The organism is Caballeronia sp. LjRoot31, assembly GCF_964253885.1.
Classification (GTDB): Bacteria; Pseudomonadota; Gammaproteobacteria; order Burkholderiales; family Burkholderiaceae; genus Caballeronia.
The window spans coordinates 3,159,704-3,181,475 of the sequence record NZ_CAXURX020000001.1; the positions used below are offsets into that span (position 1 = coordinate 3,159,704).

Sequence of the window (21,772 nt, forward strand, 5' to 3'; positions counted from 1 at the left end):
AATTGCCGAAAGTAATATTCAAACCTCTGTCATCAAATAAAAGGGATAACCAGCCGAAAACTTTCAATATAAAAAAGCAAAGTTAAAGCCAGCGCACAGTATTTGACTCACCTTGTGTACTCAGATGAATCAAGCAATTCGTTATGCTAATCAAGCTTGATCGGTGCTGAATACGCGATGCGAACGAAAACGGTTTCGTAACGAATCTTGACCGAATAGAAAGGGTCCCTGTTATAGGCGATCCCTCCTGATTTTTACTTTAATCATACAAACAATGACAATTAAAAACACGCTGAGGCTTCCAACCTCTTTAGTGAAATGGCTCTCGACTGCCCTCCTCGCAGCGTCTCTTGCTGCGTGTGGCGCGCACGACAGTGGTTCCTCCTTGGACACAGCTGCAGTGACCAAAATCGCCAAGTCAAACATTGCGAACGACTCGCAGTCGAACAAGGCTGCCGTGCATTTACCAACTTTCTCGGAGGTTAAATTTTCTCCGCCCGTACTCAGCAGCACGGACACAACAAAGGCGGTTTTAAAAGCGGCCAGTCAGTCTAAGGGTTTGGTCGGTGGCTACCTGTATCCCGAGTATATTTGGAATTCCCACCGGATAAATGTTTGCTGGGCCAACCCGTCCGGGTGGGACGAAGAGGAACGAGCGTGGACAAAAGAGGCCGTCACTAGTACTTGGGACGCCAATTCAGATGTGACGTTTGTGGATTGGACTACGTGTCCAGAGTATGACAAAGATAATCCATATGCGTATCTCGGCGTTCGGATCGGCATTACGTCAGGTGCAGCTAGGCCCGTCACGCATGGGTTCGGTGAAACGGGCATCGCTTTTCAGTACGACGTTGAGCTCAACCTTGATTTCGCTGGATACGGAGATGACGAGTGTAGGACTCGTTTAGGGAAACCAATCTGCGTCAAAAATGCAGCCATTCATGAATTTGGCCACGTGCTAGCATTCATCCATGAGCAAGACCGGCCGGACACGCCCGCAGCTTGCGTCGAGCAAGTGCTGGAAAGCGAACCCAAGTACCTGTTTAGGAGGGACGGTGTCGTGCTTGGGCCTTGGGATACGGACTCCATCATGAATTACTGTACGCCAGGCGGATTCTTTAAGAGTTCTCGCGGACTGACCGCTGGTGACATTACCATGATGCAGAAGTACTACGGGAAACCTGGAAGCAAGATTTATTCGGTCTTTACTGCGAACGATCCACCCATCGTATCGATACAAGACAGCAAGACTTTTGAAGATGTGGCCGATTACCTCACCATTCCAAACGCACAGGGCTCCGTGCTCCGTCATTTTTATGCTACGCCCGACGGAAACAAAGTCGCCTACACGCTATTCAACCAGCAGAAAGGCAGCTCGGTTCTTGGCTACATCGACACCCAAACAGATATGCTGAAGGGACAAAAAGCGATTGCCGAAGAAGTTGTAGACATGAAATTGTCGGGTGACAGCAAATACGCGTATGTCGTCTGGAAACAGGGCGCTACGGGAGGATTGCGCGCCTACGACCTGAGCACGCTGGCTGTAGCTTGGGATTTACCGCTTACCGGCGCAAAGCAAATCGTTGCGCCGCGCGATGCATCGAGCCAGCCGATCTACGTCGTCACGAACAGCGGGACGGGCAGTGCGCAGTCGATCGCCGCGGTGGATGTAAATTCCCACACCCAAATCGCCTCGTATTCGGTTGGCACAACGCACTCGCGACCATTAGTCGTGGGCTTAACACCCGATGAAAAAACGCTTTACCTTGCTGACCCAGGCCCCGACGACCGGTTGGCTCCATTCATTGCCCGTCTGGATATTCAGATCGGTCAATATAATGTCTTGCAACCAATCAGCCCTGCAGATGCCGACGTTCATGACCTGCACGTACTTGACAGCAATCAGGTTCTACTCGGAACGAACAAAAAAGGTATCGCGCCGCTCATCTACACTGTCGCTACGAAGTCATTCAGCGCCATAACCGGCGGTATTCCGAGCGATTGGTCTCTCCCATACGTCTATTCCCCTGACGGGAAAACGGTATTTACAATGGGCCAGTATTGGGACGGCGGAATACCTTATTACTCGTTCATCCGCCTCGATAGCTACAGACTGAATTACGCGACCACCCCGGTGGTTTGGGATGGTACTAACCATCCGGTCTGGAGTGTCGGCTTCGGTCAAGACGTGGTTACTCGCCCGTTCGCAGTAATCTATCGCTGATCGACTTTTGGGTCGGCTGTTTATAAGCTGGCGATTTGTCGCTGATTGCCCCGTTCGCGTATCAAGTGCGAACGGGGCAATCCGTCGAGCCTGATGCGTCGGCGTAAGCGCGCGGGAGGGTTTTGAACAACCGTCGGCCTCGACGACTAAAGCGGCCAAACGTTCGGGCGTGATCAAGGCGTCGAGCGTGAAGCACGTGATTGTCGACACGACGACGAAGTCCAAGGCGATTGTTTATCCGAAGGATTCACGCTTGATCGAGAGGTGTCGCGAACATCTGATCAAGGTCACGGCACCCCCAACCCTCAAGCTCTGACCCTACTACAACCGCGAGGCGCGGCGACCGCCGCTGCAAAACGGCCGCTATGCGCACGCCAAGCCGTATAACAGCGTGTGTCACGCGTTGCGCACGTTACGCGCGCGTGGGCCGGGCGTAACGCGATCGAACCGGCGATCGGTTTATCCCAGTACCAGTGACGATAAACCGAAGCCACCCTCCCCGCCGCAAATGAAAGCCGCGCCCACCGGCGGACGCGGTTTTCCAAACGCTTCGCAATCTTTATGGCCAAAGCCGGAAACATTGAAATCTGCCGTGCATTTGCACGGCAGATAACACAAAACTTTTAACATCGCTTCGAATCCCAGCCGCCGCTTTTTAGTCCAGTCGCGATTATCTGCGCGCCGGGCCCTCGCGGACGTTGACGCACACGCAGTACCCTTTTCGGCAAGGACCTGACTGCGCCGAAGCCGCGCCCTGCCTGCTCAGGTCCGCGCTAAAACCGTCGTCTCGCGCACCGCGACAAAGCGCGGCTAATGCCAACGCACCAAATTCGTGCTTTAAGCGGTCGGAACGCCAGCCAACAAAGCCCCTGTCGCCTATAAACCGCAGTGCACCAGCATTTATTACTCACTGGCATACCCCTTGCAGTGTCCAAACGACTGACTCTCCGTCAGCGATATTAAAAAAACCCACCAGACACCCGCCTCCAACAAATAAATCGGCAAGGGGAAAGACAATGAAACGACGCAGCCTCCTGAAGTTCGGCTCTATGTCGGGCGCGCTCGCGATTGCGGGACAACTGCCCATTTCAAAAGCACACGCCGCCGACAAAGGCCCCATCAAAGTGGGCGTACTGCATTCCCTGTCCGGGACGATGGCGATTTCGGAAACGTCGCTCAAAGACACGGCGCTGATGACCATTGCGCAGATCAATGCAAGCGGCGGCGTGCTGGGCCGTCAACTGGAACCGGTGGTAGTCGACCCCGCTTCGAACTGGCCGCTGTTCGCCGAAAAAGCCCGTCAACTGATCTCGCAAGACAAGGTCGCGGTGACCTTTGGCTGCTGGACGTCGGTGTCGCGTAAATCGGTGCTGCCGGTGTTCGAGGAACTCAACGGCCTGCTCTTCTACCCGGTGCAGTACGAGGGTGAAGAGATGTCGAAGAACGTGTTCTACACGGGCGCAGCGCCTAACCAGCAAGCCATTCCCGCCACCGAATATCTGATGAGCAAGGAAGGCGGCGCAGCAAAACGCTTCTTCCTGCTGGGCACCGACTACGTCTATCCGCGCACGACGAACAAGATCCTGCGCTCGTTCCTGCACTCCAAGGGCGTAAAGGACGACGACATTCAAGAGGTCTACACCCCATTCGGTCACGCGGACTATCAGACGATCGTCGCGAACATCAAGACGTTCTCGCAAGCCGGCAAGACCTGCGTGATCTCGACGGTGAACGGAGACTCGAACGTGCCGTTCTATAAAGAACTCGGCAATCAGGGGCTCAAAGCCACGGATGTACCAGTCGTCGCGTTCTCGGTGGGCGAAGAGGAACTGCGCGGCATCGATACAAAACCGCTGGTGGGTAATCTCGCGGCATGGAATTACTTCATGTCGCTGAAGAACCCGGAGAACACGAAGTTCAAGGCGATGTTCGCCGACTGGGTCAAGAAGAACAACCTGCCGGGCGGCGACAAGCGCGTGACCAACGATCCGATGGAAGCGACCTTTGTCGGCATCCACATGTGGAAGCAGGCGGCCGAGAAAGCGAAGAGCGTCGATGTCGACAAGATTCGCGTGGCGATGATCGGCCAGAAGTTCGCCGCCCCGTCGGGCTTTACGCTTGAGATGGATGGGAACCACCACCTGCACAAGCCGGTCATGATTGGTGAAGTGCGTGCCGACGGTCAGTTCAACGTCGTGTGGCGCACGAAGACGACGGTGCGCGCGCAGCCGTGGAGCCCATACATTCCGGGCAACGAAGGCAAGCCGGATGTGGTGAGTTCGATTCCGGATTTCCTGCGTCGGCGGCGTGTGGCTTAAAGGCTCGGGGTTAAGTCTTGGGCCAGAGTCTTGGGCCTAAAGCTATGCCTTAGGTCTAAGGCCTGAACCTCGGGCTTAAGCCTTAGCAAGTACGAACTACCAACGTTGAAACATCGAACCGCCGCGCAATCAAGCATAAGAACCCCGCGGCGGTTCATACGAGTCCGGGCAGCATGGAACATGCAACACATCGCACCAAGCCGCACCGCACTCCGCTCTACCTGACAGGCCATTCATGACTGATTCGATGCTTCGCTTCGCTCGCCGTGGCCTCTGCGCAATCCTGATTGCCTGCATGCCGTTGGTCGCCTTTGCGGCCCTGAGCGCCAACGATCTCGCGCCGCTCGCGGCTGACGACTTCGACGCCAAATCCGCCGCCATCGACAAGCTGATCGCCAACGCCGACGCCCCTTCAATCGCTGTGCTCAACGCACTCTCCGATGGTTCTCTGGTCGCCACCGACGCCGGCAAGGTCTTAATCCAGACCGACGACGGCAACAAGGACCCGCTCACCAACAAGATCGTCGACGCACCCGATGCGCAACCGGTCACCTTGAACAATCTGCTGCGCTCGAAAGTATCCGGCGCGGTGTCGGGTTTGCAACTGGCATCGCCCGATATCGCTACACGACGCGCGGCCATCGATGAATTGCTCAAGAACGCCGATCCGTCGATCAAACCTTTAGTCGATAAAGCCCGCACCAAGGAAACCGATCCGACACTTAAAAAGCGCCTCGATACGCTTTGGGCCACTACCGCCTTACACGATACCGATCCGAACAAACGCCTCGAAGCCGTGCAACTGGTCGCCGCGCGTCACGACCTCGATATGAACGAACTCTTGCGTCCGATCGTCGTCAAGAACGCGGACGGCACCTTCGCCGAACCCGATGCCCGCGTGCGCGCAGCAGCCCAGGCGGGCATTGAAGAGCTGAACTCGATTCAACGACGCGGCGAGATTGTCGGCACGATCTTCGCGGGTCTGTCGCTAGGCAGCGTGCTCTTGCTCGCAGCGCTCGGTCTTGCGATCACCTACGGCCTGATCGGCGTGATCAACATGGCGCATGGCGAATTCCTCATGATTGGCGCGTACGCCACGTACGTCGTGCAAAACCTCGTGCAGCACTACGCACCGGGCGCGTTCAACTGGTATCCGCTGTTCGCGGTGCCCGTGTCGTTTGCCGCCGCCGCTTTAGTCGGCATTGTGCTGGAACGGCTGGTGATAAAACATCTCTACGGCCGGCCACTCGAAACGCTGCTGACCACCTTCGGCATCAGCCTGATTCTGATCCAGGCCACTCGCACCATCTTTGGCGCGCAGAACGTGCAGGTGACGAACCCCTCGTGGATGAGCGGCGGCGTGTCCATCATGCAGAATCTCATATTGCCTTACAACCGCCTGACCATTCTCGGCTTCTCGCTGGTTGTCGTGCTGCTCGCCTGGGTCGTGCTCACCAAGACGCGCCTCGGCCTGTTCGTACGCGCCGTGACGCAGAACCGCCGCATGGCCGCATGCGTGGGCGTAAAAACCGCGCGCGTGGATTCGTATGCGTTTGCCTTCGGCGCGGGCATCGCGGGACTGGGCGGCTGCGCGCTCTCGCAGATCGGCAATATCGGGCCGGATCTGGGGCAGAGCTACATCATCGATTCGTTCATGACAGTCGTGCTGGGCGGTGTCGGGCAACTGGCGGGAACGGTGATCGGCGGCTTTGGACTGGGGCTTGTCAGCAAGACGATCGAGCCGTTCTGGGGCGCGGTGCTCGCGAAGATCGCGGTGCTGGTGCTGATCGTGTTGTTCATCCAGAAGCGTCCTCAGGGCATGTTCGCCCTGAAGGGCCGCAGCGCCGAGGTTTGAGATGACTACACCCAACGTCTCAGCCAACCTCGATGTTGCGCCGCAACCCGACGAGCAAGCCAGGCGCGAAGGCTTTGCATTGGGCCTGCCGCCGCGTGCGGCGCTTTTACCCCGCAGCGGCTGGATTGCGCTGATCGCGTTCGTGATCGCGATGGGCATCTGCGTGCCTATCGCCGCGCTCGTGCTGCCGGAGTCGAGCACGTTCCACCTCTCCGCGTATTCGATGACGCTCGTCGGCAAGCTCATGTGCTACGCGATCGGCGCGCTGGCGCTCGATCTCGTGTGGGGGTATTGCGGCATCCTGAGCCTTGGGCACGCGCTGTTCTTCGCGCTCGGTGGCTACGCGATGGGCATGTACCTGATGCGCTCGATTGGCCGCGAGGGCAACTACCAGAGCGACCTGCCCGACTTCATGGTGTTCCTCGACTGGCACAAGCTGCCGTGGTACTGGCAGGGCACGCAACACCTCTGGTACGCGCTGTTGCTGGTGATCCTCGTGCCGGGGATTCTCGCGTGGATATTCGGCTTCTTCACGTTCCGCTCGCGTGTCAAAGGCGTGTACCTGTCGATCATCACGCAGGCGATGACGTTCGCCGCGATGCTCCTCTTCTATCGCAACGAAACCGGTTTCGGTGGCAATAACGGTTTTACCGATTTCAAGCGTATCGCGGGCTTTCCGATTACGTCGGCCAGTACGCGCACGGTGTTGTTCCTCATGACATTGGGCGTGCTGATTCTGGCGTTTATCGCGGCACGGGCGATTGTGACGTCCAAGCTTGGGCGCGTGGTGACGGGCGTGCGCGATGGCGAAGCACGGCTGATGTTCTTAGGTTACAGCCCGCTCGCTTACAAGCTATTTATCTGGACCGTGTCGGCCATTTTATGCGGCATTGCGGGCGCGTTGTACGTGCCGCAGGTGGGCATCATCAACCCGAACGAGATGTCGCCGGGCAACTCTATTGAAATGGCAATCTGGGTAGCCGTGGGCGGACGCGGGACCTTGATCGGGCCGATCATCGGGGCGTTCGCGGTGAATGGCGCGAAGAGCTTCTTTACGGCGAACTTCCCTGAATACTGGCTGTTCTTCCTGGGCCTGATCTTTACGCTCGTGCCCTTGTTGTTGCCGAACGGCATCATGGGGCTCATTGATATGGCATTGCGCCGGAAGAAAGCGGGAGGACATTCACATTGACCGCCTACAACGCATTGATTGTCGATCTGCCACCGCTGCCGGAGATGGACGAAAAGAGCGAACGCAACCAGAACGGCATCACGGGTCTGGGTCACGTGCTCGAACCGGGTGAGATCGATGTCTCGCACGGCACGATCCTGTATCTGGAAGACGTGACCGTGAGCTTCGATGGTTTCCGGGCGCTCAACAAGCTGACGCTGTCCATTGATGTGGGTGAATTGCGCTGCGTGATCGGACCGAACGGCGCGGGCAAGACCACGATGATGGACGTGATCACCGGCAAGACGCGGCCCGATTCGGGCAAGGTGTTTCTGGGCCAGACGCTTGATCTCACGCGCATGTCGGAGCCGGTGATTGCGCGCACGGGTATCGGCCGCAAGTTCCAGAAGCCGACCGTGTTCGAGAACCATCCGGTGTGGGAGAACCTCGAACTCGCGATGAAAACCGACAAGGGGTGGTTAGCCTCGCTCAGGTCGAAGCTCGACCGCGAGGCACAGGCAAGGATTGAAGAGACGCTGGAATTGATTCACCTTGAAGCCGATGCCACGCGTTTCGCAGGTGAACTGTCGCACGGTCAAAAGCAGCGGCTGGAGATTGGCATGTTGCTGATGCAGCAGCCGGCGCTTCTGCTACTCGATGAACCCGCTGCCGGCATGACGGACCATGAGACCATGCAGCTCGCGGAATTGCTGAACAAACTGCGCGGCACCTGTTCGATGATGGTGGTCGAGCACGACATGGAGTTCGTCGCGGCGCTCTCGGGAGACACGGGGCGGGTGACGGTGATGGCCGAAGGCAGCGTGCTCGCGCACGGCACGCTTGACGAAGTGAAGCGCAACGAGAAAGTGATCGAGTCGTACCTCGGTCGATAGAGGAAATACCCATGCTCGAAGTTGATTCCCTCAACCAGTTCTACGGCGGCAGTCACATCCTGCGCGATGTGAAGATGACCGTGCCTGATGGAAAACTCACGGTGCTGCTGGGTCGTAACGGCGTGGGCAAGACGACGTTATTGCGCTGCCTGATGGGCGTGGTGCCCACCAAAAGCGGCACGATCTCCTGGCGCGGCGCGAAGATCTCATCGATGCCGACTTACAAGCGCGTCTCGAGCGGCCTGGCTTATGTGCCGCAAGGACGCGACATCTTTGGCCGGCTGACCGTAGAAGAAAACCTGCTGGTGGGCGCGGCGAGTCGTCGAGCGCCATCGAAAGTCCCGGACCGGATCTACGAGCTGTTCCCGGTGCTCAAGGAAATGAAAAGCCGACGCGGCGGCGATCTGTCGGGCGGCCAGCAACAGCAGCTGGCGATCGGCCGGGCGCTCATGAGTGAGCCGCAGTTGCTCATTCTCGATGAACCGACAGAAGGCATTCAACCGTCAATCATTCAGGATATCGGGCGCACGCTGCGTCAACTCGTCGATGAAATGGGCATGACGGTGCTGCTGGTCGAACAGTACTACGACTTCGCGCGCGAGCTTGCCGACCGGTATTGGGTCATGAGCCGCGGAGAAATCGTAGCGGGTGGCGCAGGCGCGGATATGGAAGCGCAGGGCGTGCGGGAGTTGATCGCGGTCTGACGCTCGCCGTAACATGGCGACTCGCTCCCAATCCCAAAAGCCTCATGCATCACGAACCTATAGCCGCACTGCTGCCAGCTACCGTCTCCGATTCCGACGAGTGGCACGGCAAGCTCGAACTCGGTTTCACGCATCAACCGGGGCGGACAGCGCTCACGCATCGGAAACACATAGGGCCTTTGCGCATGCAACGGCCCTTGTATCCCGAAGGCGAGACCATCTGCCACGCGGTGATCGTGCATCCGCCAGGCGGTGTCGCGGGCGGCGACCGGCTGGCAATTGACATCGACTTGGCCGCGCAAACGCACGCCGTCATCACCACGCCGGGCGCGACCAAGTGGTACAAGGCGAACGGCAAGCTCGCCACGCAGCGCATTGATATCCGCGTCGGCGCGAACGCGAAGCTCGACTGGCTGCCGCAGAACAACATCGTGTTCGAGTCATCGAACGTGGCGCTGGACTTCACGTTGACGATAGACCCGACGGCAACCGCCATTGGCTGGGACGCGATGCAACTCGGCCGTCAGGCAGCCGGTGAACGATGGTCGGACGGGCGGCTTGCATCAACGGCACGGATCAAAGACAGCCAGGGCCGGCTGCGCTGGTTCGAACGCGCGCTGCTCTCCGCCGATGACCCTTTACGCCTCGCGCCCCAGGGTCTCGCAGGCTTTCCCGCCTACGGCACGCTCTGGGCAATCGGCCCGGCTTGCGACGACGCGCTGGCGGAATCCCTGAGTACACGCCTTCCGTTCAATGAAACGCTGCGCGCCGCCGCTTCCTGCGTCGCGCCGGGCGTATTGATCATCCGTGCCGCAAGCCATTCGATGGAGCCACTCCAACAATTAATGATCGAATGCTGGACTACGTTGCGCCCACTGATTCACGGCGTCGATGCCAGACCATTACGGCTTTGGACAACGTAGCCGGGCAATGCCTCAGAAAATGCGCACCACAAAAGCGCACATTTACGCCCATACTTTGTGCATCGCCAAGATGGGTATCTCGCTAAAGCCTACCCAGAAAGGCGCAAAGGCAGTGGCACGACTCTCGCTTTACTCCCTTTCCGACGAGCGCATCCGTGAATGAGACGCGCCGCGCCAAATCGCGATCCAAGGAAAGACAATCAAATGACCAACACGCTTCGCCGCCACGCTCTTGGCACCGTAGTCGCCGCCCTCCTCGCCATCCCGGCGCTTGCTCTAGTCCCGCTCACCGCCCACGCAGACGCGCTCGATAACATCACGAAAGCCGGCGTACTGAAAGTCGCCGTGCCGGAGGATTACCCGCCGTTCGGCGCGGTCGGCGGCGATATGCAGCCGCAGGGTTATGACATCGATATGGCCGCGCTGCTCGCCAAGTCGCTGGGCGTGAAGCTGGAACTCGTGCCGGTCAACAGCGCGAATCGCGTGCCGTACCTGACGACGAACAAGGTGGATCTGGTGATCTCGTCGCTGGGCAAGACGCCGGATCGCGAGAAGGTGATGGACTTCTCGGCTGCCTACGCGCCGTACTTCCAGGGCGTGTTCGGCCCCGCCGATATCAAGGTCACCGGCCCCGCCGACCTCACCGGCAAGACGGTCGGAGCCACGCGCGGCGCGCTCGAAGAAATCGCGCTCACGCAAATGGCGCCGAACGCGACCATCAAGCGCTTCGAAGACAACAACGCGACCATCCAGGCATTTCTCTCCGGCCAGGTTCAGTTGATCGCAGCGGGCAACATTGTGGCTGCAGCGATCCTCTCGAAGAATCCCCCGCGCCGTCCGGAACCGAAGTTCGTGATCAAGAACTCGCCGTGTTTTGTCGGCATGAACAAGAACGAACCGCGCCTGCTGGCTAAAGTCGATGCGGCCATTGCCCAGTCGAAAAAGGACGGCTCGCTCGAAGCCATGTCGCAGAAGTGGTTCAAGGCGCCGCTGCCGGCCGGTTTGTAGTCTCGCGCGTCATTCCGAATAAAGCTTAAATAACAAGGCGCCGATTTAATGGCTTATCAACTCCAGTTCGGCGATCTCGGGCAATACGCCGGCATGTTTGCGAGCGGCGCGGCAGTAACCCTTGGGCTGACCGCCGTGTCCACTGTGCTCGGCCTCGCGGTCGGCATACTCGGTGCGGCGGGCAAAGGCAGCAAGTACCCGGCGCTGCGCTCGTTCGTTGGCGGCTACGTGGAAGCGATCCGCAATACACCGTTCATCGTGCAATTGTTCTTCGTCTTCTTCGGGCTGCCGGCGCTGGGTATCCGTATCGATGAATATGTCGCTGCCGTGCTCGCCATGACGCTCAATCTCGGCGCGTATTCGGTGGAGATCATCCGCTCGGGTATCGCGGCCGTGCCGAAGGGGCATCTTGAAGCGGCGGCGTCGCTTGCGATGACACCCGGCGAGACGTTCAGGCACGTGGTCTTGCCGCAAGCCATCGCAAAAGTATTTCCGGCTCTTAGCAGCCAGATCGTCATTACGATGCTCGGCTCCGCAGTGGTATCGCAGATATCCGTTGCCGACCTGACCTATGCCGCGAGCTACATCCAGTCGCGCAACTTCCGCGCGTTCGAAACATATTTCCTGATCACGGCCGCTTACCTCGTGATGGCGATCCTCTTGCGCTTCCTCCTCAACGAAGCAGGCAAACGCCTGTTCGCGCGCAATCTGCGAGGCGCCCGATGATCGAATTCACGTTTGAACAGATTCTCACGAACCTGCTGCTGGCTGCGCGCTGGACCATCGTGCTGTCGATTGTTTCTTTCGTGGCCGGCGGGATCGTGGGCTTCGTGCTGCTTGTGATGCGCGTGTCGAGTTCACGTGTTTTGCGGACTATCGTGAAGGTCTACATCGAGATCTTCCAGGGGACACCGCTCCTGATGCAACTGTTCCTCGTGTTCTTCGGTCTGCCGCTGCTCGGCATCGAAGTCCAGCCGTGGATTGCTGCAACCGCCGGCCTCACGCTGTTCACCAGCGCCTACCTCGCCGAGATCTGGCGCGGCTGCGTTGAAGCGATTCCAAAGGGTCAATGGGAAGCATCATCCAGCCTTGCGATGAACTACCTCGAACAATTGCGTCACGTGATTCTTCCGCAAGCCACGCGCATCGCCATCGGCCCGACGGTCGGCTTCGGCGTGCAAGCCGTGAAAGACACGGCGCTGGTCTCGATCATCGGCTTCACCGAACTCACCAAAGCCGGCACGATGATCTCGAACGCGACCTTCAGGCCGTTCGTGGTCTATGGCTTGGTCGCGGTGATCTATTTCGTGATTTGTTATCCGCTTACCCGCTACGCGCGCACGCTCGAAAGGAAATGGAATGCCGCTCGTTGAAACGCAAAACCTCAAGAAGCAGTTCGGCGCGAACCAGGTCCTGAAGGGCATCGATTTTTCGGTGGAATCGGGACAGGTGGTAGCAATCATTGGTCGTAGCGGCTCGGGTAAAAGCACCTTGCTGCGGACCTTGAACGGACTGGAAAGTATCGACGAAGGGTCGATCGAAATTGACGGCGAACACATGGACGCTCGTCATGCCGATCTGCGCGCGTTGCGCCTCAAAGTCGGCATGGTGTTCCAGCAGTACAACCTGTTCCCGCATCTCACCGCCGGACAGAACGTGATGCTCGCGCAAACGGTGGTAAAGAAGGTTCACAAGGCAAAGGCGCGCGCTACCGCTGAACAAGTGCTTGAACGCGTTGGCCTAGCCGATAAATTCAACGCCTATCCCGAGCAACTTTCAGGTGGACAGCAGCAGCGCGTGGCTATTGCCCGGGCGCTCGCGATGAAACCCTCGGTCCTGCTCTGCGATGAAATCACGTCCGCGCTCGATCCTGAACTAGTGGGCGAAGTGCTGGCAGTAGTGGAAAGCCTCGCCGCCGATGGCATGACGCTCATCATGGTCACGCACGAGATGCGCTTTGCGCGCCGCGTGTCGAACAAGGTCGTGTTCATGCATCAGGGCCGCGTGTGGGAAAGCGGCACGCCGGAGGAAATTTTCGAGCGACCGACGACCATCGAGTTGCGCAAATTCATCCAATGAAATCGTAGGGTTGCAATGCTAGGATTCTTGCAACACTGACGCTGGCAAAATCGGCCTAATCCGAGACACCTTCCAATCCCATGAAGCTCACCCACCGCGAAAAAGACAAGCTGCTGATCTTCACCGCCGCGCTGCTCGCCGAACGGCGTCGCGCGCGCGGGCTGAAGCTGAACTATCCGGAGGCCATCGCGTTCATCTCGGCGGCGCTCATGGAAGCAGCACGCGACGGCCGTACCGTCGCCGACGTGATGCACTACGGCACTACGCTGCTCACACGCGACGACGTGATGGACGGCGTACCGGAAATGATCCCGGACATCCAGATAGAAGCTACCTTCCCCGACGGCACCAAGCTCGTGACCGTCCATCATCCGATTCCCTGAACTTGCAGCACTCTTATAAAAGGAGCCGCGCATGATTCCCGGCGAATATCTCATCGACGATGGTGAGCACGAACTCAACGCGGGCCGCGAGACGGTGTCCGTGACGGTATCGAATACAGGTGACCGGCCGGTGCAGGTCGGTTCGCATTTTCATTTCTTCGAAGTCAACACGGCGCTCATATTCGAACGCGACAAGGCGAGAGGCTTTCGGCTGAACATTGCATCGGGTACGGCCGTGCGCTTCGAGCCCGGCCAGGAACGCACGGTCGAACTCGTGGCGCTAGCGGGCGATCGCCGGGTCTACGGCTTCAACGGCCTCGTCATGGGTCCGCTTTGATCTCAACTTCAGGATTATCGAAATGACGCTACGCATCGGACGCCGCGCCTACGCGGAGATGTTCGGCCCGACCACCGGCGACCGCGTGCGTCTCGCCGATACCGACCTGCTGATCGAAGTCGAACGCGACTTCACGACGTACGGCGAAGAGGTCAAGTTCGGCGGCGGCAAGGTGATTCGCGATGGCATGGGCCAGTCGCAACGCGTGCATGCGGACGTGGTCGATACCGTGGTGACGAACGCGCTGATCCTCGATCATTGGGGCATCGTGAAGGCGGATATCGGTATCAAGAACGGGCGCGTGTTTGCGATCGGCAAGGCGGGCAATCCGGATATCCAGCCGGGCGTGAACATTGCAATCGGCGCGGCCACCGAGGTCATTGCCGGCGAAGGGATGATCGTGACGGCGGGGGGTATCGACTCGCATATTCACTTCATCAGCCCGCAGCAGATCGATGAAGCCATAGCTTCAGGCATCACGACAATGCTCGGCGGTGGCACCGGCCCCGCGACCGGCACGAACGCGACGACCTGCACGCCGGGGCCGTGGCATCTCGAACGCATGCTGCAAGCCGCCGATGGTTGGCCGGTGAACCTTGGCTTTCTCGGCAAGGGCAACGTGAGTTTGCCCGCGCCGGCGATTGAACAGATCAAGGCTGGCGCTATCGGCTTGAAGCTGCATGAAGACTGGGGTACGACGCCCGCGGCTATCGATAACTGCCTGTCAGTTGCCGACGATACCGACACACAAGTCGCCATCCACACTGACACACTGAACGAAGCGGGTTTTGTGGAAACGACCGTGGCCGCGTTCAAGGGCCGCACGATCCACACGTATCACACCGAAGGCGCGGGCGGCGGTCATGCGCCCGACATCATCAAGGTCTGTGGCGAGTCGAACGTGCTGCCTTCATCGACGAATCCTACTCGTCCGTACACCATCAATACGCTCGATGAACACCTCGACATGCTGATGGTCTGTCATCACCTCGATCCATCGATTGCGGAAGATATCGCGTTCGCCGAATCGCGGATTCGACGCGAGACGATTGCTGCCGAAGACATCCTTCATGACCTGGGCGCGTTGTCCATGCTGTCCTCTGATTCGCAGGCGATGGGGCGTGTGGGCGAGGTTGTCATGCGAACCTGGCAGACCGCGCACAAGATGAAAACGCAGCGTGGCGCGTTGCCGGAAGACTCATCGCGCAACGACAATTTCCGCGCGAAACGCTACATCGCCAAGTACACGATCAACCCGGCGATCACGCATGGCATCGCGCATGAAGTGGGTTCCATCGAACCGGGTAAATGGGCCGACCTCGTCTTCTGGGAGCCTGCATTCTTCGGCGTGAAGCCGTCAATGATCCTGAAAGGCGGCATGATCGCGGTCGCGCAGATGGGTGACCCGAACGCATCGATCCCGACACCGCAGCCGGTGCATTATCGCGAGATGTTCGCGACTCGCGGCGGCGCGTTGGGAAAGACCTCTCTGACCTTCGTCTCGCAGATGGCGCTGGACGACGGTATCGGCGAACGGTACGGATTGAAGAAGCAAGTGGTCGCGGTGAAGAATTGTCGGAACATATCGAAGGCCGACATGGTTCACAATGCGTACAGGCCGTCCATTACCGTCGATCCGGAAACGTATCAGGTTGTAGCCGACGGCCAGTTGCTCACCTGCGAGCCGGCAACCGTTTTGCCGATGGCGCAGCGCTACTTCCTTTTTTGAGACTTTCATGCGCACGATCGATAAACGTATCGAAGCGAAACTTGCCGCACCGCTGATCAAACGCGCGCCTACCTTGACCCTTGCCTTCGATGACCGCTGCAAGAGCCGCCTGGCCGCCACGCTGGATAACGGTGAGGAAGTGGCACTGGTGCTGCCGCGCGGAACGGTGCTGCGCGATGGCGACATGCTCGTTGCCGATGATGGCGGCCTCGTGCGCGTGATCGCAGCGCCGCAAGATGTGCTGGTTGTACACGCCCACGATCCTATTACGCTGACGCGCGCCGCGTACCACTTGGGCAATCGGCACACGCCGGTGGAAGTGGCCGCGGGACAGTTGAAACTGGAAGCTGATCCCGTGCTGGAAGACATGCTCAAGCGTCTGGGCGCGCATGTGGATCACGCGACGGCGCCGTTCCAACCAGAGACCGGCGCGTATGGCGGCGGCCACAAGCATGGCCATGACGAGACGTTTGTAGAGGACTATGCGCTCGCGCAAAAGGTCTTCGATGAACATCATGGGCACTCGCACGATCATGGGCACGAACATGACCATGCGCACGGCGCAGGCCACGATCATGGCGACCATTCGCAGTGCGCGCATGGGCACGACCACGCCGCTCACGGCCAAGGCCATGACCGCGGCGACCATTCGCAGTGTTCGCATGGGCACGCGGACCACGAAGCGCATGACCACGCCGCACACGCTCATGGCAAAGACCATGACCACGAAGGCCACGACCACGATCATAACCACGACCACGGTCATGCGCATCGCTGAACTCACCGCCCTGCTTCATCTGGCGTCGCCGGCATTGCCTATCGGCGCGTTCAGTTACTCGCAGGGTCTTGAGTCGGCGATAGAACATGGCTTGATCCACGATGGCGACAGCGCCCGCGAATGGATCGCAAGCGGGCTGACCAATGTGCTCGCGCGCGGCGAGTTGCCCTTCCTCGCGCACCAGATGACCCGCTGGCGCGATCACGATGCAGCCGGACTCGCCGTCGCCGATGAAGAATTCCTCGCCAGCCGCGAGTCCTCGGAATTGCGTCGCGAGACGCAGCAGATGGGCTGGTCGCTTGCGCAGTTGTGCACGCAGCTTGAATGGGGCGACGCCGCGCGTTTAGCCACGTTAAACGCCATCAAACCGATCTCGCAGCCGACCGCATTCGCCTTCGCCGCCTATGCCAACGATGCCGCCACCGACGCCGCCCTCGCCGCCTACGCGTTCTCCTGGGTCGAAAACCAGGCCGCTGCAGCGTTAAAAGCCGTACCGCTAGGCCAGATCGCGGGGCAGCGGATCATCGTTGCGTTGCGCGTTGCTATCGATACGGCTGTGGAAAAAGCGCTCGACACATCGCCTGGGGAAATCAACACCTTCGCGCCGCAACTCGGCATTCTCTCGGCGCGCCACGAATCACAATATTCACGCTTGTTCCGCTCTTAAAAAACATGAACGCACCCGTCTATTCCGCCGCCGCCCGCCGCTCCAAGAAACTGCCGCCCTTGCGCGTGGGCGTGGGGGGTCCGGTCGGCTCGGGCAAGACCACGCTGCTCGAAATGCTCTGCAAGGCGATGCGCGAGAAATACGACCTCGTCGCGATCACCAACGACATCTACACTAAAGAGGATCAGCGCCTGCTAACGGTGGCGGGCGCGTTGCCGGCCGAGCGCATCATGGGCGTGGAAACGGGCGGCTGCCCGCACACGGCGATCCGCGAAGATGCGTCCATCAACCTGGAAGCCGTCGACCAGATGATCGAGCGTTTCCCTGATGCGGATATCGTGTTCATCGAGTCGGGTGGGGATAATCTCGCGGCCACCTTCAGCCCGGAATTATCGGACCTGACTATTTACGTGATCGATGTCGCCGGCGGCGAAAAAATTCCGCGCAAGGGTGGTCCGGGCATCACGAAGTCCGACCTGCTGGTCATCAACAAGATCGACCTTGCACCGTATGTCGGCGCAAATCTCGACATCATGGCCTCCGATGCCAGGAAGATGCGCGGAGAACGGCCATTTGTCATGTGCAACCTGAAAGTGCTGGAAGGGCTCGACGTGGTAGTTCGCTTTATCGAAAAAAAGGGACTGCTCGCGCTCTGAGGCCCGGTTTCAGGGCTTGGGAGAAATTGTCCTCAGCCGATCGAGTGCGTTAGCATATCGCCTTGCCCTTTTTTACGGCCATAGGCCCGCTTCCGGAGACCTCTGATCGATAGTCCCGACACGCTTCTAACTCGCGACGCCGCCGTGCGGCTGACCCTGTCGCCCACAGCGTCCTCGACACTCATGGCGCAACCCTCCGGGCGCATCGCGGTGCTGTTTCACATCGCAGATTTCAACGATGGCGGCATCGAATCGTCGTTGATGCAATGGCTGCGGATCTACGACCGCGCGCGCTTCACGGTGACGCTGTCCGTGATGTTTTCGTCCCCCGCGTTCGAACAGCGCTTTCGCGCGCAGGTTCCGGCGGACGTTGGCGTCGAGATTCTCACCGACAAACCCTGGCTCAACGTGTTCCAGGCACGCCGCTATGCGCATCGGCTGAGCAAGCTCGGCCGTGTCGGGCGCGACGTCTTCAATACGCTTGCCGTGCGTCCCTACGTGAAGGCGCGTGTGGCCACACTGGCGCAGCGTCACGACATCATCATCGACTTCGACATGTCGCTGCGCCGTCTGGCTGGCCGCTTTGGCGTGGCGTGGCTCGGCGTGAACCATTTCAGTTTCGATGCACGGCTGGGCGGCCGGCGCCGGAAAATGAAACGGCTGCTCGCGCAATACGGCCGTTACGACGGGATCGCCGCGCTGAACCGCCAAATGGCCGATGAAGCGAGCGAACTGTTCAATGGCCATCTGCGCAACGTGTTTGTGCTGCCGAATGCGATCGATATCGACCGGATTCGCGAGAACGGCGCGGCGGTGGAAACGCCACCGTGTTCCGGGCCGTACATCGTTTCCGTGGCGCGGCTCGACGAGATCCAGAAGGATCACCGGACCTTGCTGCGAGCTTACGCACAGCTTGTCGGGACACAGAATGACGGTGGGGTGCGGGAAGACCTGGTGATTGTCGGCGACGGCGGTTTTCGCGGTGAGCTGGAAGCGCTGGCGGTGGAACTGGGGATCGGGGAACGCGTGCATTTCACGGGGTATCGGAACAATCCGCACGCGGTCGTGGCACATTCGAGTGCGCTGGTGCTCAGCTCGCGTTACGAAGGCATGCCGATGGTTTTGCTTGAGGCGCTGGCGCTTGGCAAGCCGGTGATTTCGACCGATTGCCCGACCGGGCCGCGAGAGATCCTGGACGATGGCCGATTCGGGCTGCTGGTTCCTATCGGCAATGTAGACGCCATGGCAGAGGCGCTGTCGCGGTTGTTATCGGACCACGATCTGCGCGATGGCTTCACGCGTGAAGCGCTGGAACGGGCGCGGGCGTATGGCGTGGAGGCGAGCAATGAGAGGTTTGTTGCTTGCGTGACGCGGATTTTGCAGGAACGCGGGTAGGCAGGGAGGGTTGTTCGCCCCTGCCGCTGAAAATCACGGTTCCTCTGCTGGCGCGCGCAACAACGCCCCCAGCACCGCCACCGTCCTCGCTGTCGCCCCGCGATGCTTCGACGCGAACGCCGACGCCGCCGCGCTCATGGCGAGCCGGCGGGGTTTATCGGTGAAAAGATCACGCAGGCCGCGCGCCAACGCCGCCGGATCGCTCACGCGCAACGCCGCGCCTTCCGTGATCGCATCGTTCGTCGCTTGCGTGAAATTGAAGGTGTGCGGGCCGATCAGCACCGGCACGCCCGCCGCACACGCCTCGATCAGGTTCTGCCCGCCCAGCGGCAGCAAACTCCCGCCAACGAACGCCAGGTCCGATGCCGCGTAATACGCGCTCAGTTCGCCCATCGAATCGCCGAGCAGCACGTTGACGTTCGCAGGCAAAACCGGCGCGGCATCGATTCCCGAACCCGCTGCGGCCGCCCGTCCCGCCCAGGCGGAACGCCGCACATAGGACTGCGCGGCGGCATCGATCAACACGGCGACTTCATCGAACCGTTGCGGATGGCGTGGCACGAGGATCAGCAACGCATCGGGTAGGCGAGCCCGCAAGGTCGTGAACGCCTGCAGCACCAGCGCTTCCTCACCCTCGCGCGTACTCGCCGCCACCCAAACCGGGCGCTCTCCGATCGCCGCGCGCCACGCATGGCCACGCGCGTAGAGTTCGGGCGGTGCGGCCATATCGAACTTCAAGTTACCGAGCACCGTGACGTTGCGCGCACCCAGCGCGCTCAGACGGTCTGCGTCGGACTGCGTCTGCGCCAGCACGCGCGTAAAACCGCCGAACACTTCCCGCGTCGCATTGCCGAACTTCGCCGCGCGCTTGAACGAACGCGCCGACATCCGCGCGTTGGTCAGCACCAGCGGGATATCGGCCCGTTTGCATTCGTCGATGAGCGTCGGCCACACTTCCGTTTCCATCACGATACCCAGCGACGGCCGCCACGCGCGCAAGAACCGCCGCACGAGCGACGGCGAATCGTAGGGAAGATAACTGCGCGAAATCCGATCGCCGTATAGCTCCACGCCGGTCGCGCGGCCGCTCGGGGTCATGTGCGTCAGGAGGATACGGGCATCGGGATGCGCTTGCTGCAACGCTTCGATCAGCGGCTGAGCCGCCCGCGTCTCTCCTACCGACACCGCATGAACCCAGATCAACGGCGCGAGATCGTCAGCTCGGCGAGCGGGGCCAAAGCCAAACCGTTCGCCGATATGCTCGCGATACCCCCGCTCCCGCCGCGAGCGGATCAGCAGGCGCAACACCGCGAGCGGCGCGACGAGCCACCATAACGCGCGATACACGAGCCTCAGCATCGAACGCCCTCGCGGCAAACCGGCAACAATCGCTCACCGCGCACGCGAAAACTCAGGCAAAGGCCCGAACCGGAGCCCGAACCTGCGAAACGTCCCCACCAGGCTGCGGCGCTCAAACCAGCGCCCTGCCTTTCAGGCGTTGCAGGATTCCGAGCGGCGCGCAGTCTGGCTGGGCCATGGCGCTGACAGGGAGGAAGAAGGTTTGCTCGAGCATGTACTGGCCGGACGAGACGGCGTGGGAGGTTTGATCGGAGAAACACACCCACACGCAACCGGGCGGAAACGGCATTTCCTGCTGCGGCGATTTCGCTTGATAGTCGAGATCGGCCTTCATTGCGTCGTGCAGATGGAGCATCAGGTGGTCGTATTCGCTGCGTGGCGTCTTGGTGATATGCAGGAGATTCATGAGCCACGCCGCGCCGGGAACCGGGGCTTGGATTGCTGGCAAGAAGCGTTTTGCCATGTCCTCGAACGGCTCGCCGACGCGCCACACACGCGGCACGCCATCCGGATTGACGTTGGTGAACACGCGCAGGATGCGCTCGCCATAATTCGGCCGCGATGGAAACGCATCAACGTGAAGGCGGCTGTCGTCCTTGCGCCACGACGTCTCGCGCGTTTCGACGCGATGCAGCCGCAGGCTGGTGGGCGCAACCCTTAATTTGCCGCGATATTCAGGGAACAGCCCGTCGACCAGCGAGCGCGCGTTCGCCTGATAGCGCGCGATCAACGCCCGGACGGCGGATTGCGTGACGGCGTCGCCGAGTACACCCGCGAGCGCGCCGCCATTGGGCGCGAGGCTGATGTTCTTGCGCTCGGGGTCGGCGACCTTCGGGTCCAGGAGCGCCCGTTCGCCGCCTTCCACGGTAAACGCCAGACGCGGGAAATACAGGACCTTGCCCCGCTCGACGCCGGCCAGCAACGCCTCGCGCAGCACGGAAAGCTGCTGGCCCTCCCAGTCGGCGGAGACAACTTCAATAATTTGAGATTCGGTCATGTGCATTCGATTTGTTTTGATAAGCCAGTGAGCGGGCCGATTATCGTCAACCGGTTTCAATGGGCTTCAATCGGCTTCAACCAACCTCGATTGGCTTCGATTGACGCATCGGGAAACGTCGCGCCCGGCGAGCGCGGTGCATTTTCGCTCAAACCGGCTGCAAAATTCGCCGCGTGAAAGGCTGGCAGTTGATGGACCTCAAACCGCCGGGTTTCACTTGGCATCGCTTGGCTTCGTCAAACGCGCCGCCGCTTCGTCCCGGCGATTGAGCCGATCCTCCGAACCGAAGCCGCTTC

21 protein-coding genes are annotated in these 21,772 nt (G+C 60.0%); 19 read left to right on the plus strand and 2 right to left on the minus strand.

All coding sequences use genetic code 11. The features are described 5' to 3' along the window. The first annotated feature begins 400 nt into the window (after nucleotides 1–400). The 19 genes from ACSQ8V_RS14045 (at nucleotide 401) to ACSQ8V_RS14135 (ending at nucleotide 19,120) form a co-directional block, all read left to right on the plus strand. Nucleotides 401–2,224 (plus strand): hypothetical protein, encoded by a 1,824-nt coding sequence (locus ACSQ8V_RS14045; RefSeq protein ID WP_436206067.1) that lies wholly within the window; start codon nucleotides 401–403, stop codon nucleotides 2,222–2,224. 187 nt (nucleotides 2,225–2,411) lie between these two features. Beyond that, the gene (locus ACSQ8V_RS14050) at nucleotides 2,412–2,540 is read left to right on the plus strand and encodes a hypothetical protein (protein ID WP_436206068.1); all 129 of its coding nucleotides are present in this window, start codon (nucleotides 2,412–2,414) and stop codon (nucleotides 2,538–2,540) included. A gap of 700 nt (nucleotides 2,541–3,240) precedes the next feature. Then, on the plus strand, nucleotides 3,241–4,542 hold the full coding sequence (gene urtA / locus ACSQ8V_RS14055) for an urea ABC transporter substrate-binding protein (protein WP_436206069.1): 1,302 nt from the start codon (nucleotides 3,241–3,243) through the stop codon (nucleotides 4,540–4,542). A gap of 235 nt (nucleotides 4,543–4,777) precedes the next feature. Then, complete coding sequence (urtB, locus tag ACSQ8V_RS14060; RefSeq protein WP_436185805.1) at nucleotides 4,778–6,397, plus strand: urea ABC transporter permease subunit UrtB; 1,620 nt, start codon at nucleotides 4,778–4,780, stop codon at nucleotides 6,395–6,397. A 1-nt stretch (nucleotide 6,398) separates the two neighbouring features. Next, a complete protein-coding gene (gene urtC / locus ACSQ8V_RS14065) occupies nucleotides 6,399–7,589 on the plus strand; it encodes an urea ABC transporter permease subunit UrtC (protein ID WP_436206070.1) in 1,191 nt (396 codons plus the stop codon). A 44-nt stretch (nucleotides 7,590–7,633) separates the two neighbouring features. Continuing rightward, on the plus strand, nucleotides 7,634–8,461 hold the full coding sequence (gene urtD, locus ACSQ8V_RS14070) for an urea ABC transporter ATP-binding protein UrtD (RefSeq protein ID WP_436206660.1): 828 nt from the start codon (nucleotides 7,634–7,636) through the stop codon (nucleotides 8,459–8,461). A gap of 11 nt (nucleotides 8,462–8,472) precedes the next feature. Further along, the gene (urtE, locus tag ACSQ8V_RS14075) at nucleotides 8,473–9,165 is read left to right on the plus strand and encodes an urea ABC transporter ATP-binding subunit UrtE (protein ID WP_436182405.1); all 693 of its coding nucleotides are present in this window, start codon (nucleotides 8,473–8,475) and stop codon (nucleotides 9,163–9,165) included. 44 nt (nucleotides 9,166–9,209) lie between these two features. Next, nucleotides 9,210–10,088: an urease accessory protein UreD gene (locus tag ACSQ8V_RS14080; protein ID WP_213768741.1), complete on the plus strand. Its 879-nt coding sequence runs from the start codon at nucleotides 9,210–9,212 to the stop codon at nucleotides 10,086–10,088. A 204-nt stretch (nucleotides 10,089–10,292) separates the two neighbouring features. Continuing rightward, nucleotides 10,293–11,096 carry a transporter substrate-binding domain-containing protein gene (locus ACSQ8V_RS14085; protein ID WP_213768740.1) on the plus strand — a complete coding sequence of 268 codons (804 nt, stop codon included), beginning with the start codon at nucleotides 10,293–10,295 and terminating at the stop codon, nucleotides 11,094–11,096. Nucleotides 11,097–11,144: 48 nt separating this feature from the next. Next, a complete protein-coding gene (locus ACSQ8V_RS14090) occupies nucleotides 11,145–11,822 on the plus strand; it encodes an amino acid ABC transporter permease (protein WP_436206071.1) in 678 nt (225 codons plus the stop codon). After that, nucleotides 11,819–12,469: an amino acid ABC transporter permease gene (locus ACSQ8V_RS14095; RefSeq protein ID WP_436206072.1), complete on the plus strand. Its 651-nt coding sequence runs from the start codon at nucleotides 11,819–11,821 to the stop codon at nucleotides 12,467–12,469. The genes ACSQ8V_RS14090 and ACSQ8V_RS14095 overlap by 4 nt, the downstream gene beginning before the upstream one ends. After that, nucleotides 12,456–13,175 (plus strand): amino acid ABC transporter ATP-binding protein, encoded by a 720-nt coding sequence (locus ACSQ8V_RS14100; protein WP_062092329.1) that lies wholly within the window; start codon nucleotides 12,456–12,458, stop codon nucleotides 13,173–13,175. Before ACSQ8V_RS14095 ends, ACSQ8V_RS14100 begins: the two co-directional genes overlap by 14 nt. 80 nt (nucleotides 13,176–13,255) lie before the next feature. Then, entirely contained in the window at nucleotides 13,256–13,558 is a 303-nt protein-coding gene (locus ACSQ8V_RS14105) for an urease subunit gamma (protein ID WP_031362362.1), read from the plus strand. Nucleotides 13,559–13,589: 31 nt separating this feature from the next. Further along, nucleotides 13,590–13,895: an urease subunit beta gene (locus ACSQ8V_RS14110; protein ID WP_213768737.1), complete on the plus strand. Its 306-nt coding sequence runs from the start codon at nucleotides 13,590–13,592 to the stop codon at nucleotides 13,893–13,895. Between the two features lie 22 nt (nucleotides 13,896–13,917). After that, complete coding sequence (ureC, locus tag ACSQ8V_RS14115; protein WP_436206073.1) at nucleotides 13,918–15,624, plus strand: urease subunit alpha; 1,707 nt, start codon at nucleotides 13,918–13,920, stop codon at nucleotides 15,622–15,624. A gap of 7 nt (nucleotides 15,625–15,631) precedes the next feature. Continuing rightward, complete coding sequence (ureE, locus tag ACSQ8V_RS14120; RefSeq protein ID WP_436206074.1) at nucleotides 15,632–16,402, plus strand: urease accessory protein UreE; 771 nt, start codon at nucleotides 15,632–15,634, stop codon at nucleotides 16,400–16,402. Next, nucleotides 16,389–17,069: an urease accessory protein UreF gene (locus ACSQ8V_RS14125; RefSeq protein WP_436206661.1), complete on the plus strand. Its 681-nt coding sequence runs from the start codon at nucleotides 16,389–16,391 to the stop codon at nucleotides 17,067–17,069. Before ureE ends, ACSQ8V_RS14125 begins: the two co-directional genes overlap by 14 nt. 5 nt (nucleotides 17,070–17,074) lie before the next feature. Next, the gene (gene ureG, locus ACSQ8V_RS14130) at nucleotides 17,075–17,725 is read left to right on the plus strand and encodes an urease accessory protein UreG (RefSeq protein ID WP_213768734.1); all 651 of its coding nucleotides are present in this window, start codon (nucleotides 17,075–17,077) and stop codon (nucleotides 17,723–17,725) included. A 183-nt stretch (nucleotides 17,726–17,908) separates the two neighbouring features. Continuing rightward, nucleotides 17,909–19,120: a glycosyltransferase gene (locus tag ACSQ8V_RS14135; protein ID WP_436206075.1), complete on the plus strand. Its 1,212-nt coding sequence runs from the start codon at nucleotides 17,909–17,911 to the stop codon at nucleotides 19,118–19,120. A gap of 33 nt (nucleotides 19,121–19,153) precedes the next feature. Here ACSQ8V_RS14135 and waaA read toward each other — a convergent pair whose 3' ends face one another. Together waaA and ACSQ8V_RS14145 are read right to left on the minus strand one after the other, a co-directional pair. Beyond that, nucleotides 19,154–20,479 carry a lipid IV(A) 3-deoxy-D-manno-octulosonic acid transferase gene (gene waaA / locus ACSQ8V_RS14140; protein ID WP_436206076.1) on the minus strand — a complete coding sequence of 442 codons (1,326 nt, stop codon included), beginning with the start codon at nucleotides 20,477–20,479 and terminating at the stop codon, nucleotides 19,154–19,156. Between the two features lie 112 nt (nucleotides 20,480–20,591). Continuing rightward, on the minus strand, nucleotides 20,592–21,476 hold the full coding sequence (locus ACSQ8V_RS14145) for a Kdo hydroxylase family protein (protein WP_436206077.1): 885 nt from the start codon (nucleotides 21,474–21,476) through the stop codon (nucleotides 20,592–20,594). Nucleotides 21,477–21,772: the final 296 nt, after the last annotated feature.